Origin of the sequence: Neisseria sp. 83E34, assembly GCF_001308015.1 — a bacterium.
GTDB lineage: Bacteria > Pseudomonadota > Gammaproteobacteria > Burkholderiales > Neisseriaceae > Neisseria.
The window spans coordinates 222,756-238,986 of record NZ_LGYH01000002.1; the positions used below are offsets into that span (position 1 = coordinate 222,756).

The window sequence follows — 16,231 nt, forward strand, 5'->3', positions numbered from 1 at the left end:
GCAAGCCGAAGACAGTACAGGCAGTACGGCAAGGCGCAGCAACGCCGTAGCAGAAATCAAAGTTTATTTGCTCAGCGGTTCCAGCTTAAGGTCAGTTGTTCGTCATCCTCATCCACATTGCCGCCGATGGTAACCAGGTTCAGATGCAGCTCCTGCACATCCCAGCTTTGGCCCATTTTTTCTTCCACGGTGGCCTTCTTCACCACCAATTGGCCTTCGCATTCCATGCGGATCATGGCGGGCTGGTGGATCACCACCACGTCGGGGTTGTCTTGCTCTACGGCTTCTACGATGTAGCGGGAAGTGTCGTTGTCTTGCAGGGCGAGATAAACTTTTGAACTCATGCTTATTTTCCTTTTTCGATTAATCCGGTTTTTGCGGCACGCTGTTTAATTTGGGCGTCGGTTTCGGCCAATATATTGTCGGCTTCGCCGCCAAACAGGTCGGCAATGATGGGTCGGTAGGCCGTAAAGGCTTTTTCCTGCCATTTTTCCAGCCAGCTGTTGATTTGATCGCGGTTGGCTTCGCTTTCGGCCGCCAGCGTTTTCAATACGTTGTCTGCCCAGCCGGCTTGGTCTTTCAGACAGGCCTGCATGAATTCGGTCAACATGGAAATATCGCGCGCACCGTTTGCAGAGAGCCAGTTGTCGAAGTGCTGATAGAAAACGATGTTCAGCAAGGTATCTACCACCAGATTTTGGGCAACGAACAATTCGCCCCAGTCTTTATGCACCAGCATTTCTTCGCACAATGCGCGCACACCTTGCCACGCGGCATCTTCCATCCATGCTTTTTTGGCCACGGCTAAGGATTCGCCGCTGTTGTCGTCCAGCGCGAGGCCGATGCGCGAGAGGTATTGGGCGATGCCCAAGCGGTCCATGGCGGCATACAGGCAGGCTTGTGTTAAGGCGGTGCCGTAGCCGTAGGCGCAGCACGACATCATGTTGAGGTTGGCGGTTTGCTCGACATGGCGCAGCGGCAAGAGGCCGGTGATGATGCGCGTTTTCACGTTGTCTTCAATCAATGAAGCCAGATTGCGCTTTTCAAAAAAGGCATAGTTGCTCTCGGCGGTATCCTGCATCTTGGCGCGGTTTTGCACATAAGCGCCGTAGTAAAACTGGCGCGGGTCTTTCAGGGCATACCAGTCCTGCATAACCAGCGCGGTATGGGTGGGATCGTTCAGCTCTTTTTCAGGCATCCAGAGCGGACGGTAGTGAAAGTTGGCGACGGCCTGCGCGTCGTAAGTGGCTTCCTGATAGCGGGAAGCGGGCTTCTCGCCGAAGCGGCGGGCGATGTGCGCGTAGGTTTGGCGCACGGGGTCGATGGTGGCGGTTTTGATTTCCAAAGACATTCTGTTTCTCCTTCTCCTCCGGGGAGGTTGTTATTGCTGTGAATCTGAATGTTTCAGACGGCCTTAGTTGATGCCTGTCTGAAACCGCGTCATGCCACAGCTATTTTGGTTTTGAATGGTTTATCGCAGCTCGGCTTCGGTGCCGTAGCGCCATTTGGCGGCTTCTTCGTCGTTTTTCGCCGCTTGTTCCGCTGTCATGTGTATCACTTGGTTGTGTTTGCAAAACACTGTGAAGCAGTCTTTCGGCATGATGAGTTCGACAAACAGCGACGGGTCGTTGATGGCGAAGTCGAACTCTACGAAGCGGGCATCCGGCTCGCTGCGCACCCGGACATATTTCACCAATTTGGCAGGTGCGTTGGTTTGCATATTCATCCACTTCCTTTCTTTGAATGAGCAAGGCCATACGGAAAGCAAAGCATTTTTGATGCCAAACACGATTTTTAGGTACAACACATTGATAGTTAAGGAAATAAAAAATATTCCGCTTCGGATATGAAGCTTGACTGGAAAAAATCTTTCATCATTTGATGAAGTGTTGGCGACGATTTCACCAAATAATCAAACGGTTTTGAAAATATGTATATAAAACATAGTGATACGAGTGATTAAAATAATTGAAATATTTGACAAATTTTTCATAGGTGTGAATATTAGTAAGCAAGGAGCCATTAAATGCCTGTCTGAAAACCTGTTTTTCAGACAGGCATCAGATAACAAACAAACGATAAAGGCCGTCTGAATCATGCTTACAAAGGAGCAATGCTATGCCGCTACAACAACCACGGCAGATAGCCAATCAAGACCTGATCGACCGTATCAGGTTTGATGTGGAGAACGGAAAAATATGGTTTTGCGAACAACGCATGCTGTTGAGCCACGCCTATGCCTTATGGCGGCTGCGCGAAGATTTGGTCGAATCTTTAGGCAAAGAGCGGGCGAAGCGTTTTTTCATGCGTTACGGCTATTATGCCGGCGTGCAAGATGCCGAAATCGCCAAAAAAGTGCGGCCCAGCAGCGACCCGACGGAAGCGTTTTTAGTCGGGCCGCAACTGCATACCGTGCGCGGCATGGTGAAAGTCACGCCCGTTACGCTGGATATCGACATCGAACAAGGCAGGTTTTACGGCGAATTCGCTTGGGAAGATTCGTTTGAAGTGTCGTACCACAAAAAGAAAAACGGCATCAGCCAAGAGCCGGTTTGTTGGAGTTTGCTGGGCTATGCCAGCGGTTACAGCAGCTATTTCATGGGCAAGCAGATTGCGTTTACCGAAACCCAATGCGAAGCCATGGGGCATACGCACTGCCACATCATCGGCAAACCCGTGGAAGAATGGGACGAAACCACCGATCTGGAACGCTCCATGCTGCCCGATCCGGTGGAAGAAGAGCTGTTCAGCCTGCGCAGCGAGTTGGACGAACTCAAACACCGCAAACACAACGACCTGCTCGAGCAAGACAGCCTGTTTGACGCCGTGGGCGAATCGCCCGCCTTCCGCCATGTGTGCGAGATGCTCAACAAAGCCTCCAAAAGCAAAGTGGCCGTCTTGCTCGAAGGCGAAACCGGCGTCGGCAAAGAAGCCTTCGCCAAAGGGCTGCACGCAGGCAGCGACCGCAGCAACCAACCCTTTGTCGCCATCAACTGCGCCTGCATTCCGCCCGAACTGATAGAGGCCGAACTCTTCGGCGTCGAACGAGGTGCATTTACCGGTGCCGCACAAAGCAAAGCAGGCAAATTCGAGCGCGCCGACAAAGGCACCATTTTTCTCGACGAAGTGGCCGAACTGTCGCCGCGCGCCCAAGCCGCACTGCTGCGGGTTTTACAGGAAGGCGAACTTGAACGCGTGGGTGGCACGCAAGTGCGCAAAGTAGACGTGCGGCTGGTAGCGGCCACCAACGAAAGCCTCGCCGACGCCGTTGCCGCCGGCAAATTCCGCGCCGATCTGTATTACCGCCTCAACACCTTCCCCGTCTATATCCCGCCCCTGCGCGAGCGTCAGCAGGATATTCCCATACTTATCAAATATTTCCTCGACAAATACAGCGCGATTTATCAGAAAAAAATACTCGGCATCAGCGACCAGGGGCGCGAACTGCTGCTCAAACACCGCTGGCCGGGCAACATCCGCGAACTCGAAAACGTCATCGAACGCGGCATTATCCTCACCGAACACAATCACTTTGTGGAGGCGCAAAATCTGTTTCCTCATTTTACGCCCGGTTCCGATTATTTCAGCATCGCCGGCGACGCACTTTCCGCCAGCATGGACGCAAACCGCAAAAATGCGTATATCGGCCAGCTGCTGGAGCAGGGTTTTGACTTGGAGCATTGGGTTGCCGATATTCTTCAGGAAGCCGTGCGCCGCAGCGGCGGCAATATTTCAGAAGCCGCGCGCAAACTGAATATCAGCCGCGCTACGTTGGCTTATCAGCTGAAGAAATACAGTTTGAATGTTGAATGATCAGCCCGTTATATTTTGGGCAAGCTTTGGTTTGAAACAAGCAAATGCCTGTCTGAAAGTTTTTCAGACAGGCATTTGCTGATTCGGATGCGTTGTTGTAGCAATGGTTTATTGTTTAATCAATTCCAACTCCACCGGAATCGATTTTTCCACGGTTTCGCCGGCAATCACTTTTTTCGCAGCATCTACCCCGATTTCGCCGATTTTGGTCGGTTTTTGGGCAACGGTAGCGGCCATTTTTCCGGCTTTAACTGCGGCTTGGGCGTCGTCTGTCGCGTCAAAACCGACCACGATAACGTCTTTCTTATTCGCTGCTTCCAAAGCTTTTACCGCGCCCAAAGCCATCTCGTCGTTGTGCGCGAATACGGCTTTTACGTTCGGATGGCTTTGCAAAATGTTTTCCATCACGGTCAGACCTTTGGTGCGGTCGAAGTCGGCCGGTTGTTTGGCGACGATTTTGATTTTTTGCTGCCCGTCTATCACTTGGTGGAAGCCTTCGCCGCGTTCGCGTGCGGCAGAGGAGCCGGGAATGCCTTCCAATTCAACCATTTCGCCTCCTTCGGGCAGTTTGCCTACGATAAATTCGGCTGCCATTTTACCGCCGGCAACGTTGTCGGACGCTACATGGGAAACCACATCGGCACCTTTCACGGAGCGGTCGATCGAAATCACGGGAATACCTGCTTTAGCAGCACGGTTTACAGAAGCGGCAGCGGCTTCGGAATCGGTCGGGTTGATCAGCAGCACTTTGATATTCTGTTGCAGCAAGTCGTCAATGCCGGCAGCTTGTTTGCCGGAATCGTCGTTGGCATCAACCACCACCAGTTTCAAGCCGTGTTTGTCGGCTTGGGCTTGCGCTCCTTCTTTCAGGCTGACGAAAAACGGGTTGTTTTGGGTGGAAATCGCCAAGCCTACGGTGTCGCCGGCAGCAGCTGCGGAAGAGGCGGCGGTTTTGTTATCGGCTTGCTGTTGGCCGCAGGCAGCCAGCAAAACGCCGGTAATCAATAAGGCTGAGGCTTTACGTAAAAATTTCATGGTGGTTCTCCATTCGAGGTTGGGGTAAAAATCAGGCGTTTTTGCGGTCGAGCAATACGGCAAACAAAATAACCGCGCCTTTGATAATCAATTGGTAATTGGCCGATACGTTCAGCAGATTCAGGCCGTTGCTCAATACGCCGAGCAACACCACGCCGACCAATGTGCCGAACAGCCAGCCGCGTCCGCCCGACAAACTGGTTCCGCCCAGCACAACGGCGGCAATTGCGTCCAATTCGTACATCACGCCGGCGTTGGGGCTGGCGGAAGAGAGGCGGCTGGTAACTACCAAAGCTGCTACGGCGGAAAGAATACCCGACAGGGTATAAACCCAAAGTTTCAGGCTTTTTACTTTCAGGCCGGAAATACGGGCGACGTCTTCACTGCCGCCGAGTGCGTAAACATGACGGCCGAACCGTGTTTTTTTCAATACAAACCATAAAATGAAATAAACGGCCAGCATCAACACGACCGGCGTGGGAACGGTATTGAAGAGATAGCCGGAGCCGATATCGTTAAAGAAACCGTCCACATTGATGGTAATGGGTTTGGATTGTGAATATTCCTGCGCGATTCCGCGAAAGAGAATCATGGTTGCCAACGTGGCGATAAAAGGGGCGATGCGGCCTACCGATACCAACAGCCCGTTTACTGCGCCGCAAGCCGCACCGAGCAAAATGCCGATGCAGGAAGCCAAAATCGGATCCATGCCTGTCTGAATCAGGCTGGCGGTGATGATGCCGACCAAAGCCAAAATCGCGCCGACCGATAAATCGATGCCGCCGATCAGAATCACAAACGTCATGCCGAAAGCCAGTAGGCCGCTGTAGGTTACTTGGCGCAATACGCTGAATAAATTGTTGGAAGTCAGAAAGTTGGGCGTGGCCGCGCTCAATACGGCCGACAAAACCACCAGCCCCAATAACGGCCCCATCTTTTTGATGGTGGCACCGATAGACAATTGTTTCATGCTGCGTTCCCTCCGGCTGCCAATGCCATGATTTTTTCCTGGTCAGCCTCTTTGGTATTCAAAATGCCGTTCAGACGGCCTTCACACATCACCGCAACGCGGTCAGACACGCCGAGCACTTCCGGCAGCTCAGACGAAATCATGATGATGGCTACGCCTTCACGGCTTAATTCATTGATAATGCGATAAATTTCGGCTTTTCCGCCCACATCCACGCCGCGCGTAGGTTCGTCGAGAATCAAAATTTCCGGCAACTGCATCAACCATTTGGCCAACACCACTTTTTGTTGGTTGCCGCCGGAAAGACGGCGCACGGCTTCTTCGGTGTCGGCAACTTTGATTTTCAGCTTCTCAACCGCCTGTTTGATGTAGCTTTTTTCGCGGGCGCGGTCGACCATGCCGTTTTTCACGGGCAGATGCACCAGCGTGCTGTTTTCGCGTACGCTCATGCCGAGAATCAGCCCTTTGGCTTTGCGGTCTTCGGTAACGTAAGCGATTTTGTGGTTGATGGCGTGGCGCGGGCTTTTAATCTGAACGGGTTGGCCGTTGATTTTGATTTCGCCTTCCGTCAGCGGCGAGAGGCCGAATAGGGTATTGGCGATTTCCGTCCGGCCTGAGCCGATGAGTCCGGCGAACGCCAAAATTTCGCCGGCGCGCACTTCAAAGCTGATACCGCTGATGTTGAGGCCGTCTGAAAGATTGCTGACTTGCAGTTTCACTTCTCCGATACGGCTGTCGCGCTCTGGGAAACGTTCGTTCAGTTCCCGTCCCACCATCATGCGGACAACATCGTCGAAATGCGTGTCGCCAATCTCTTTAGTGCCGACTGAAATGCCGTCGCGCAATACGGTAATGCGTTGGCAAATTTGAAAAATTTCCTCCATACGGTGCGACACGTAAACCAAACCGACGCCTTTTTCGGCAAGCTGCCGCACAATCACAAACAGCCGCTGGATTTCAGGCTCGGTTAAGGCTGCGGTCGGCTCGTCCATGATGATGACTTTCGCATCAATGGAAAGCGCACGGGCGATTTCGACCAATTGCTGTTGGCCTACCGACAACTCTTTAATCAAAGTATCTGGGCCGAAGTTGGCCTGCAACGCGGCAAGCTGCTCGGTCACAATTTTGGCCATTTCCTGCTTTTGCAGTACGCCGTGTTTGACGATTTCGCGCCCCAGAAAAAAGTTTTCCGCCACCGTCATTTCCGGCAGCAGGTTGAGTTCTTGGTGGATGATGGCAATGCCGAGTTTTTGTGCGTCAACAGGGGTTTTGATGGTTTCTTCACGACCGTCAATCGATACCCGGCCTTCTTCGGCCTGATAAATGCCGGTAAGTATTTTCATCAAAGTGGATTTGCCTGCGCCGTTCTCGCCCATCAGGGCATGCACTTCGCCGGCGCGCAAATCAAAGTCCACACCGCGCAGCACCTGCACGGGGCCGAAGGATTTATTGATTTGCCGCATTTCCACCAATAATCTTGGCTGGTTCATTAAAACGGAACTCCGGAGTGAAGAATAATATTGGTGTAAGGCGTTACGTCGCCGGTACGCACGACGGCGCGGGCGGTTTGAGAAAGCTGCTTGAGCGTTTCGTGGGTAACGGTGTCGGTTTGAATCCGGTTATTTTCTGCGTGGTCGCGGGCGAAACGCCATAAATCGGGACTGCGCGTTTCGGTTTCTTCGGCCAGCGTGATCTTTTCCAAGCAGATTTCCTGTAACACCGCATCCAGCACCTGCCTAAGCTTAGGCACGCCTAAGCTGACGGCCAAATCGATGCAAGGCACGCCGTGGGGCACGGGCAAACCGGCGTCACCGATGACCAGCATATCGCCGTGCCCTAATGAGGCAATGAGTTTGGACAGCTCCGCGTTGAGTACGCCTGTCTTTTTCATGATGGTTCCTTCGCGTAAATTCTCTGTTGTGTTTATGATGGTGGAACGCCGAAGCAATTGATTTTTTTGATTGTAATTGGAATTACCTCCGATTACAAAGCGTAAGTATAATGGCTGGTTTGACTGTATTTCAACGGATATTTAGGAAATGGCCGGTTTTTGTTAAGGCGGTTTTGCAAAGCATCGACAGTAACAATGCCTGTCTGAAAACTTTTTCAGACAGGCATTGTTGCGTTGAAGCGGGAGAAAAGCTTACACCGGTTTGCAGGCAATCATGTAGTTCACATCGGTGTTGTCGTTTAAAGAATAAACTTTGGTCAGCGGGTTGTAGCCCATGCCCTTGGTGTCCACCACGTCAAGGCCGGCTTGGCGGCACATGCGTGCGAGCTCGGAGGGGGTGATGAATTTTTTCCAGTCGTGCGTGCCTTTGGGCACGAGGTTTAAAATGTATTCGGCGCCGAGAATGGCGTGAACGTAGGATTTCGGGTTGCGGTTGATGGTGGAGAAAAACACCATGCCGTCGGGTTTCACCAGTTTGGCACAGGCGCGGATGATGGAAGCGGGGTCGGGAACGTGTTCCATCATTTCCATGCAGGTTACGATGTCGTAGCTGTGCGGGGCTTCGGCGGCCAAATCTTCCACGCTGATGCAGCGGTATTTCAGGTTGCCCACGCCGGATTCGAGCGCGTGCAGCTCGGCGATTTTCAGCGACTTTTCGGCCATATCGATGCCGGTTACGGCTTCTGCACCCAGTTTGGCCATACTTTCAGACAGGATACCGCCGCCGCAGCCGACATCCAGCACGTATTTTCCGGCCAGCTGCCCGTGCCGGTCGATATAGCCCAGCCGCAGGGGGTTGATGTCGTGCAGCGGTTTGAATTCGCCCGTGGTATCCCACCATTTGTGGGCGAGGCGGCTGAATTTGTCGATTTCGGCATCGTCTACATTACGTTCGGTTTCGGTGTGCTGATCCATGGTTTGCTCGTTGGAAGAATGAAAGATTGGCGGTATTTTAACCCAGATTGCGCAGGGGCGCAGGCGGCTTGTCGGGCCGGTTGATGCCTGTCTGAAAAAGTGATTTCAGACAGGCATTTATGAGCCGGTTCATGCTGCAATATCTGACCACGATATGAATTGCTGGCGGAATACTGACGCACCGCTGCTGCGCTATTCTGTCGGACGGAGGCAATATCCGATTTAAGAGCGGGCACACAAGCTGCTTGCTTAAAGCATTCATACGGAGTAAAGGCAAAGGGCTGCCCGACAGGGTTCGAATCCCGCAGAAGTACAACTTATGCCCCGTACAAGTGATGCAGAAAAGCGTATCGTGCATTGTTACAACCGCGTGTCGGCTTGTAAAGGATGAGGGCGGGTGGAGAGGGAAACGGTTTGATGCCTGTCTGAAAGCTTTCAGACAGGCATTCTTGTTGGGGACATTAATGAATTCCACGGCATGATTCTGCATGGTCTTTATATGTGTAAATGGCGTTCACGGTTACCGCATTCATTCAACCAATCAACTATACCGAGCCGGATAATGGTACACTTGCCGCCTTGTTGCCAAGAGTGAAAACATTTGAAAATGAGAAGAATATTGTCATCGCTGCCGGTGTGGATTGTGTTGGCGGATATGCTTTACGGGTTTTCCGCCAACCTGGCCAAAAGCCTGCATCTGAACCAACAGGAATTGCCCAAAGACGGGCTGCCCGTTGCGCCCGAAATCGCGTTTAACGGATTGCAAGTGCTGGCAAACGGCGGCATGGTGCTGATTGTGGGCTTCGGGTTGCTGGTGTTGCTACGGCTCAACCGCACCGTGTTGCAAAAGCGCGTGATGGATATCGGCTTTTTCTCCACGCTGGGCTTGCTTGCCGTGCTGGCATTTTCATTGGGTTCGCTATGGGAATGGGCGTGGGCCGTGGTGAAGATGGCGGGCGGGCAGCAGGTGGTATCGTTTTCTAATCCGCGCTACCTGATTGTAGCGCTGTGCCTTCCCTGGATTGCCATACTCGCTATCCTGCGCTTGGCCGGTTGGTACCGCTTGAGCAGGCGGCAAGAGCGGTTGATGGCAGCCCAAACGGGTTATGTGCCGGCCGAAGAAGAAACGCCGCCGCAAAACGGATGATGCCTGTCTGAACCCCAATGCCGCTGCAACTTCATGCTATAATCGCCGCCGCATACAGGTAAAACAGGCAATCGCCGCGCAAGGCTTCGCGCCTTGCGGGGAGGAAAGTCCGGGCTCCGAAGAGCAGAATGCCGGCTAACGGCCGGGCGCAGCAATGCGACGGAAAGTGGAACAGAAAGCAATACCGCCGATGGCTGCTTTGCGCAGCACAGGTAAGGGTGAAAAGGTGCGGTAAGAGCGCACCGTGCACTTGGTAACAAGGCGCAGCAGGCTAAACCCCATTCGGAGCAAGACCAAACAGAACACCATGACGCTGCTCGCCGAGTGTTCGGGTAGGTTGCTGGAGCGCATCAGCAATGGTGCGACTAGAGGAATGATTGCCCAACGACAGAACCCGGCTTATCGTTTTGCCTGTATGCCTTTATTTTTTATTAAGAATTGAACAATGCCTGTCTGAAAACTCGTACAGCTCGTTTTCGGACAGGCATTGGCTTATCCACGGTGCAAACCGGTCAATCGTGCACTTTCAGCAGCTCCACTTCGAATACCAGCGTGGCATTGGGCGGAATCACGCCGCCGGCACCACGCGCACCATAACCCATTTCCGGCGGAATGGTCAGCTTGCGTTTGCCGCCTTCTTTCATGCCGCCGAAGCCTTCGTCCCAGCCGACAATCACTTGGCCCACGCCCAAAGTGATGGTAAGCGGCTGGCTGCGGTCGATGCTGGAATCGAACTTGGTACCGTCTTCCAGCCAGCCGGTGTAATGCACGGTAATTTCTTTACCTTTTACGGCTTCTTTGCCGCTGCCGGTTTCGATGTCTTCAATCTTCAGGCTCATAAACGCTCCTTACTGTTGCGGGTTGGAAATGCCCGAAGCGTAACACAGTTCAGCTGCCTACGCATTGGTGCAGCGGGATTTTGCTTTTCTTGGGCGAACGAATGCCTTTTTTGCGCTCATAGCGGTTCCATGCTTTTTCATGGAAATAAAACACCACGGTATTGGCAAGCGGCTCAATCAGTGCCACCGCGCCGGAAATACCGATGCTGCCGGTAAGCAGATAAGCGATGCTGAAGGCAACGCCGAAGTGTAAAATAGCAAAAGTAATGGTTTTCAACATAATTTTAGAGTGGTTTGTGTTTTAATAATGAAACACAATATCACTTGCGATTAAAAAAGCCCATGTGATTTTCTTAATCTATTGTTAGTTAAAATAAATCGATAATAATATTTTTATTTAAAAATATTAAAACGCAATGATTCAAAAGGCTCAAAAAATGTTCAATATCGTGATTCTCGACCGAGATACCTTGCCCGGCCAAGCTTTCCAACCCGAATGCCCGCATACGCTCACCGAATATCCTTACACCGAGCCGGAAAACACCGCCGAACGGATTGCCGGAGCCGATGTCATCATTACCAATAAAGTGGTGATTAATGCGCAACATATCGCCGACAACCCGCAGCTCAAGCTGATTGCCATTGCCGCCACCGGTTATGACAATGTTGATATTCAAGCCGCCCAAGCAGCGGGCGTAACCGTGTGCAACATCCGCGCTTACGGCAACGAATCGGTGGCCGAACATGCGTTTATGCTGATGATTGCCCTGATGCGCAACCTGCCCGCATACCAGCGCGACGTGGCCGCTGGCGTATGGGAGCAGGCGCGTTTTTTCTGCCACTTCGGCGCACCCATGCGTGATTTGAATGGCAAAACACTGGCGATTTTCGGGCGCGGCAATATCGGCAAGATGCTGGCCGGTTATGCGGAGGCGTTTAAAATGAACGTGGTGTTCGGGGAACACAAACATGCTTCAACCGTGCGCGAAGGGTATGTGCCATTTGAAGAAGCCATCCGCAGCGCCGATGTGGTTTCCCTGCATTGCCCGCTCAACCCGCAAACGCGTAATATGATAGGCGAGGCCGAGCTGCAAAACATGAAACCCGGCGCTATCCTGATTAACTGCGGACGCGGCGGCCTAGTCGACGAACACGCCCTGATTGCCGCGCTGAAATACGGCGCGCTGGGCGGCGCCGGTTTCGACGTGCTCACCGAAGAGCCGCCGCGCAACGGCAACCCTCTGCTCAAAACCCGTCTGCCCAACCTGATTGTCACGCCGCATATGGCTTGGGGCAGCATCGAAGCACGCAACCGTTTGTTTGATATTCTGCGTGAAAATGTGGAGCGGTTTGTAGAGGGTAAGCCGCAGAATGTGGTGGTGTAGCTGAATAATGCCTGTCTGAAAAGATGGATTCAGACAGGCATACTGTTCAATGCTAAAATATCACCTTAAATACACACAGAGGGCGGGCATACTTGCCGGCCCGCTTTTCATTGCCGCCAACATGCTGACCGATCTAGAAAAAAATGCCATCCGCGACCATTACCGCGCCATTTCCGAAAACCTGCCGCAGTTCACGCCGCGTCCTTCGCAGCGCGAAATGATTGCGGCCGTGGCCAATGCGTTTTCACGCAGCAAAGTGCGGGAAGAGGGCGAAGAAACGCCCGTGCGCGAGGGAGAAAGTATCGCCGTTATCGAAGGGCCCACCGGTGTGGGCAAGTCGCTGGCTTACTTGCTGGCGGGCGGCATTATGGCGCAAACGCGCGGCAAGCGTCTGATTGTATCGAGCGCCACCGTGGCTTTGCAGGAGCAACTGGTTAACCGTGATTTGCCTTTTCTGGTGGAAAAAAGCGGCCTTGAATTAAGCTTCGCGCTCGCCAAAGGCCGCGGCCGTTATCTGTGCCCTTATAAGCTCTACCAGCTCACCCAAACCAATGCGCAAACCAACCTTTTGGGTTTTGAAGATGTGCCTTCCGTGATGTTCAGTGATAAACCGAGTTCGGAAGATTTGGATACTTTGCGCAAAATGGCGGACGAGTTTGCCGCCCGCCGCTTCAATGGCGATCGCGATACTTGGCCGGAAAAAATCCCCGATAAATTATGGTTTCAAGTGACCAACGACAGGCACGGCTGTCTGAAAGCCGCCTGCCCCAACCGCCCGGAGTGCCCGTTTTTCTTAGCGCGGGAAACGTTGGAAACCGTGGATGTGGTGGTGGCCAACCATGATTTGCTGCTTTCCGACATCAGCATGGGCGGCGGCGTGATACTGCCCGCACCTGAAAACAGTTTCTATTGTATTGACGAAGCACACCATCTGCCCAAAAAAGCCCTCAGCCGCTTCGCCGCGGAGCATTCGGTAAACCTGGCGATGTGGACGGTGGAAAAACTGCCCGCCATTGTGAACAAAGTGGCCGCGCTGACCGACAAAACCGAGCCGGCAAACTTGGCCGATGAAGCCGCCGCCAGCTTGCAGGAAAGCCTGTCTGAATGGTTGTTTCATCTTAGCAGCGAACCGAAATTGGATTTAAGCGGCAAAGATAATGACCCTGTTTGGCTGTGGGAAGACGGCAAAATTCCGCCTGATTTGGCTTTGCTGGTCTCCAACACGCACACCGCGGCCAAAAGCCTGTTAAAAAACATATATAGCTTAAGCGATGCGCTGGCCGCCGCACGCCGCGATAAAGACAAAGACGGCCCGCTAATCGACCGCCTCACCGGCGAATTCGGCCTTTTTGTGGCGCGTGTCGAACAAATTGCCGCTGTGTGGGAATTGATGGCGACCGAGCCGGAGGAAGGGCAGGAGCCGCTGGCCAAATGGGTAGAGCGAAAAACCGGCGACAAAAACGACTATATATTCAATGCCAGCCCCATCAGCAGCGCAGGCCATCTGGCCAACGGTTTATGGCGCCGCGCCGCAGGTGCCTTATTAACCTCGGCTACCTTGCGCTCACTGGGCAATTTCGACCTGCTGTTGCGCCAAACAGGCCTGATATGGCTGCCCGATACCACCACGCTGGCTTTGCAAAGCCCGTTTAATTTTGCCGGGCAAGGCGAGCTTTATATTCCGCCGTTGGCCGCCAGCCCGAAAACGCCGGATGCGCACACCGATGCCATTGTCGAATGGCTGCCCAAGCTGGTATCAGCCGAAGAAGCTATCGGCACGCTGGTGTTGTTTACCTCGAAAAAACAGATGAACGAAGTGGCCATGCGCTTGCCGGAAAGCCATTTGCCTTATCTTTTGATACAGGGGGAAATCCCCAAAGCCGTTCTGTTGCAAAAGCATTACGAAGCGATTGCAGCAGGCCGCCCCAGTATCATTTTCGGGCTGGACAGCTTCGCCGAAGGCTTGGATTTGCCCGGCGATGCCTGCGTGCAGGTTATCATCGCCAAATTGCCGTTTTCCATGCCCGATAACCCGATTGAAAAAACACAAAGCCGCTGGATTGAGCAGCGCGGCGGCACACCGTTTATGGAAATTACCGTACCGGAAGCCAGCATCAAGTTGGTGCAGGCCGTGGGCAGGCTTATCCGCACAGAGCGCGACTACGGCCGCGTAACCATCCTTGACACCCGAATCCAAACCCATGCTTACGGCAAACGCCTGCTCGCTTGCCTACCACCGTTTAAGCGGATAGGTTGATGAGTCTGACGGTGTTATATATAGCAAAGCATACTTTTCGATAAATTTTCTACATAGTTTATTCAGAAGACTTCAAACAATTTGTAATTCGAAAAACTTCATCAAGGGCGGACTATTTGCGGAATGGAAGAGGAATTCGGCATCACTATCTCCTCCAGAATAACAAAAAATGCGCAAAATCAGCCCGTAAGCCCTGCTCGAAGATGTTACATACCATCCTAATAACTATTGTCATGAAAGAGTGGTAATGCTTCGGTTGTTCCTAACTACTGCCATATACAATGCATTGAAACGGCATATCATCTGTAGAAAAATATTAACTGACACCCCGAGATAGATATAAAACTCCGAAAAAACCTGCTGAAGCTGTTGTTCCGCCGTATCCGTCGTAGCCTCCGAATTGTTTATTTAGACGTAAAGCGGATTCAGAAAATCCCTTACCAACATTATGGTTATACTCCGAAAAACAGCTTGCCCTCGGGCTGTTTGATTTCAGTATTAACGTCAAATATTTGGTACTTGGATGGAATTTCGAATCATCACAAAGCAGAGCGCGGTGATCGATAATACGATTTTCATAAAAGAAGAAATGGGCTTGGGTTAAAGGCATTGTCAAAGGCATCATTGAGCCAACAACAGCTCACAGATATAGATTGGTTGTTTCAAATGTGTATCGATAAATAAGTTTATTTGCCGTAGTGATTTCTTTAATATGTTAAGAATTATTCAGATGAGACATAAAATTTCACAAAAATTGAATAAAGTTGACAAAACTGCAGTTCTCATTTAATTTCTGTGCCTTAAGTCTTACATTAGGCTAGGTTAAGAGCTTTATTACACTTGAAATAAGGGTTGGCAATTCGCTTAGCAAATCTTAATACACATACCTCTTCCGGAGAAACAAAGATGAAATTAAAAAAATATTCTTATTTAAGCTTGGCAGTTGCGGCTGCATTGTCATTAAGCGCATGTAATCAAAATAAGGCGGAAGCAGGTGCTCCGTCTAAGCCTGAATGTATTGCACCGGCCAAACCGGGCGGCGGATTTGATTTAACCTGTAAATTGGCACAAAGCGGTTTGAAAGATACCGGCCAATTGGATAAACCGATGCGCGTAACGTATATGCCGGGCGGTGTGGGTGCCGTGGCTTATAACAAAATCGTTGCGAACGACCCGGCCAATAATGATGCGATCGTAGCGTTTTCTACCGGTTCGCTGCTGAATTTGGCGCAAGGTAAATTCGGCCAGTATTCGGAGAAAGATGTACGCTGGCTGGCTGCCGTCGGTACCGATTACGGTATGGTCGCCGTGAATGCAGATTCTCCTTTGAAAAATTTGCAGGATTTGGTTGATGCTTTGAAAAAAGATCCTAAGTCGATCAGCTTCGGCGCGGGCGGTAGCGTAGGCGGCCAAGACTGGCTGCAAACGGCGATGGTGGCTAAAGCAGCCGGAATCAAGCCGAAAGACATGACTTATGTGGCGCTGGAAGGCGGCGGTGAAGCGGTTACTGCGGTTTTGGGAAATCATATCAGCGTGGTCAGCGCGGGTATCGCCGAAATGGGGCCGCACATCGAATCCGGAAAAGTACGCGTTTTGGCCGTGTTTGCCCCGAACAGACTGGAAGGCCGTCTGAAAGATATTCCCACTGCAAAAGAACAGGGTTATGACGTGGAATGGCCGGTTATCCGCGGCTATTACATGGGGCCGAAGGTAAATGAGGAATCTTACCAGTGGTGGAAAACACACTTCGATACTATGCTGAAAGACCCGAAATTCTCAGAACTGCGCGCGCAACGTGATTTGTTGCCGTTTGAACTGACCGGTGAAGAATTGAAGCAATATGTGGAGAAGGCCACTGAAGAAATGCGTGTATTATCTAAAGAATTTGAGTTAACTAAGTGACAATAAAAACCGGCAAC

At 51.9% G+C, this 16,231-nt stretch carries 15 protein-coding genes and 1 other RNA gene; 6 read left to right on the forward strand and 10 right to left on the reverse strand.

Translation table 11 applies throughout. The features are described from left to right. Positions 1 to 71: 71 nt before the first annotated feature. The 3 genes from AKG09_RS03300 to AKG09_RS03310 all read right to left on the reverse strand — a co-directional run bounded on the left by AKG09_RS03300 (position 72) and on the right by AKG09_RS03310 (position 1,726). Positions 72 to 344, reverse strand: coding sequence for an MmoB/DmpM family protein (locus tag AKG09_RS03300; protein WP_054618062.1), 273 nt, complete (start codon positions 342 to 344; stop codon positions 72 to 74). A gap of 2 nt (positions 345 to 346) precedes the next feature. Further along, positions 347 to 1,351 (reverse strand): aromatic/alkene monooxygenase hydroxylase subunit beta, encoded by a 1,005-nt coding sequence (locus tag AKG09_RS03305; protein ID WP_054618063.1) that lies wholly within the window; start codon positions 1,349 to 1,351, stop codon positions 347 to 349. Between the two features lie 120 nt (positions 1,352 to 1,471). Beyond that, positions 1,472 to 1,726 carry a phenol hydroxylase subunit gene (locus AKG09_RS03310; protein WP_054618064.1) on the reverse strand — a complete coding sequence of 85 codons (255 nt, stop codon included), beginning with the start codon at positions 1,724 to 1,726 and terminating at the stop codon, positions 1,472 to 1,474. 392 nt (positions 1,727 to 2,118) lie between these two features. On the opposite strand from AKG09_RS03310, the gene AKG09_RS03315 reads away from it, so the two are divergent. Beyond that, on the forward strand, positions 2,119 to 3,813 hold the full coding sequence (locus AKG09_RS03315; RefSeq protein ID WP_054618065.1) for a sigma-54-dependent Fis family transcriptional regulator: 1,695 nt from the start codon (positions 2,119 to 2,121) through the stop codon (positions 3,811 to 3,813). Between the two features lie 108 nt (positions 3,814 to 3,921). Here AKG09_RS03315 and rbsB read toward each other — a convergent pair whose 3' ends face one another. The 5 genes from rbsB to ubiG form a co-directional block, all read right to left on the reverse strand. Further along, the gene (gene rbsB / locus AKG09_RS03320; protein WP_054618066.1) at positions 3,922 to 4,848 is read right to left on the reverse strand and encodes a ribose ABC transporter substrate-binding protein RbsB; all 927 of its coding nucleotides are present in this window, start codon (positions 4,846 to 4,848) and stop codon (positions 3,922 to 3,924) included. Between the two features lie 31 nt (positions 4,849 to 4,879). Then, complete coding sequence (locus AKG09_RS03325) at positions 4,880 to 5,818, reverse strand: ABC transporter permease (protein WP_054618067.1); 939 nt, start codon at positions 5,816 to 5,818, stop codon at positions 4,880 to 4,882. Further along, entirely contained in the window at positions 5,815 to 7,308 is a 1,494-nt protein-coding gene (locus AKG09_RS03330; RefSeq protein WP_054618068.1) for a sugar ABC transporter ATP-binding protein, read from the reverse strand. The genes AKG09_RS03325 and AKG09_RS03330 overlap by 4 nt, the downstream gene beginning before the upstream one ends. After that, positions 7,308 to 7,709 (reverse strand): D-ribose pyranase, encoded by a 402-nt coding sequence (gene rbsD, locus AKG09_RS03335; RefSeq protein WP_054618069.1) that lies wholly within the window; start codon positions 7,707 to 7,709, stop codon positions 7,308 to 7,310. Before rbsD ends, AKG09_RS03330 begins: the two co-directional genes overlap by 1 nt. A 252-nt stretch (positions 7,710 to 7,961) precedes the next feature. After that, entirely contained in the window at positions 7,962 to 8,684 is a 723-nt protein-coding gene (gene ubiG, locus AKG09_RS03340) for a bifunctional 2-polyprenyl-6-hydroxyphenol methylase/3-demethylubiquinol 3-O-methyltransferase UbiG (protein WP_054618070.1), read from the reverse strand. Positions 8,685 to 9,291: 607 nt separating this feature from the next. On the opposite strand from ubiG, the gene AKG09_RS03345 reads away from it, so the two are divergent. After that, positions 9,292 to 9,831, forward strand: coding sequence for a hypothetical protein (locus AKG09_RS03345; protein WP_054618071.1), 540 nt, complete (start codon positions 9,292 to 9,294; stop codon positions 9,829 to 9,831). A 55-nt stretch (positions 9,832 to 9,886) separates the two neighbouring features. Beyond that, positions 9,887 to 10,249, forward strand: an RNA gene (gene rnpB, locus AKG09_RS03675) — RNase P RNA component class A. Between the two features lie 94 nt (positions 10,250 to 10,343). Here the strand turns inward: rnpB and AKG09_RS03360 are convergent. Then, on the reverse strand, positions 10,344 to 10,670 hold the full coding sequence (locus AKG09_RS03360; protein WP_054618073.1) for an FKBP-type peptidyl-prolyl cis-trans isomerase: 327 nt from the start codon (positions 10,668 to 10,670) through the stop codon (positions 10,344 to 10,346). 49 nt (positions 10,671 to 10,719) lie between these two features. Further along, complete coding sequence (locus tag AKG09_RS03365) at positions 10,720 to 10,950, reverse strand: DUF2061 domain-containing protein (protein WP_054618074.1); 231 nt, start codon at positions 10,948 to 10,950, stop codon at positions 10,720 to 10,722. A 157-nt stretch (positions 10,951 to 11,107) separates the two neighbouring features. On the opposite strand from AKG09_RS03365, the gene AKG09_RS03370 reads away from it, so the two are divergent. The 3 genes from AKG09_RS03370 (at position 11,108) to AKG09_RS03380 (ending at position 16,214) form a co-directional block, all read left to right on the forward strand. Then, complete coding sequence (locus AKG09_RS03370; protein WP_054618075.1) at positions 11,108 to 12,055, forward strand: D-2-hydroxyacid dehydrogenase; 948 nt, start codon at positions 11,108 to 11,110, stop codon at positions 12,053 to 12,055. Between the two features lie 121 nt (positions 12,056 to 12,176). Further along, positions 12,177 to 14,312: an ATP-dependent DNA helicase DinG gene (dinG, locus tag AKG09_RS03375; RefSeq protein ID WP_054618136.1), complete on the forward strand. Its 2,136-nt coding sequence runs from the start codon at positions 12,177 to 12,179 to the stop codon at positions 14,310 to 14,312. Positions 14,313 to 15,218: 906 nt separating this feature from the next. Further along, entirely contained in the window at positions 15,219 to 16,214 is a 996-nt protein-coding gene (locus AKG09_RS03380) for a tripartite tricarboxylate transporter substrate binding protein (RefSeq protein WP_054618076.1), read from the forward strand. Positions 16,215 to 16,231: the final 17 nt, after the last annotated feature.

Excerpts from the sequence above, each read along its gene's own strand:
- AKG09_RS03300 (WP_054618062.1), bottom strand. The coding sequence starts at position 344 with ATGAGTTCAAAAGTTTATCTCGCCCTGCAAGACAACGACACTTCCCGC.
- AKG09_RS03305 (WP_054618063.1), bottom strand. The coding sequence starts at position 1,351 with ATGTCTTTGGAAATCAAAACCGCCACCATCGACCCCGTGCGCCAAACC.
- AKG09_RS03310 (WP_054618064.1), bottom strand. The coding sequence starts at position 1,726 with ATGAATATGCAAACCAACGCACCTGCCAAATTGGTGAAATATGTCCGG.
- AKG09_RS03315 (WP_054618065.1), top strand. The coding sequence starts at position 2,119 with ATGCCGCTACAACAACCACGGCAGATAGCCAATCAAGACCTGATCGAC.
- rbsB (WP_054618066.1), bottom strand. The coding sequence starts at position 4,848 with ATGAAATTTTTACGTAAAGCCTCAGCCTTATTGATTACCGGCGTTTTG.
- AKG09_RS03325 (WP_054618067.1), bottom strand. The coding sequence starts at position 5,818 with ATGAAACAATTGTCTATCGGTGCCACCATCAAAAAGATGGGGCCGTTA.
- AKG09_RS03330 (WP_054618068.1), bottom strand. The coding sequence starts at position 7,308 with ATGAACCAGCCAAGATTATTGGTGGAAATGCGGCAAATCAATAAATCC.
- rbsD (WP_054618069.1), bottom strand. The coding sequence starts at position 7,709 with ATGAAAAAGACAGGCGTACTCAACGCGGAGCTGTCCAAACTCATTGCC.
- ubiG (WP_054618070.1), bottom strand. The coding sequence starts at position 8,684 with ATGGATCAGCACACCGAAACCGAACGTAATGTAGACGATGCCGAAATC.
- AKG09_RS03345 (WP_054618071.1), top strand. The coding sequence starts at position 9,292 with ATGAGAAGAATATTGTCATCGCTGCCGGTGTGGATTGTGTTGGCGGAT.
- AKG09_RS03360 (WP_054618073.1), bottom strand. The coding sequence starts at position 10,670 with ATGAGCCTGAAGATTGAAGACATCGAAACCGGCAGCGGCAAAGAAGCC.
- AKG09_RS03365 (WP_054618074.1), bottom strand. The coding sequence starts at position 10,950 with ATGTTGAAAACCATTACTTTTGCTATTTTACACTTCGGCGTTGCCTTC.
- AKG09_RS03370 (WP_054618075.1), top strand. The coding sequence starts at position 11,108 with ATGTTCAATATCGTGATTCTCGACCGAGATACCTTGCCCGGCCAAGCT.
- dinG (WP_054618136.1), top strand. The coding sequence starts at position 12,177 with ATGCTGACCGATCTAGAAAAAAATGCCATCCGCGACCATTACCGCGCC.
- AKG09_RS03380 (WP_054618076.1), top strand. The coding sequence starts at position 15,219 with ATGAAATTAAAAAAATATTCTTATTTAAGCTTGGCAGTTGCGGCTGCA.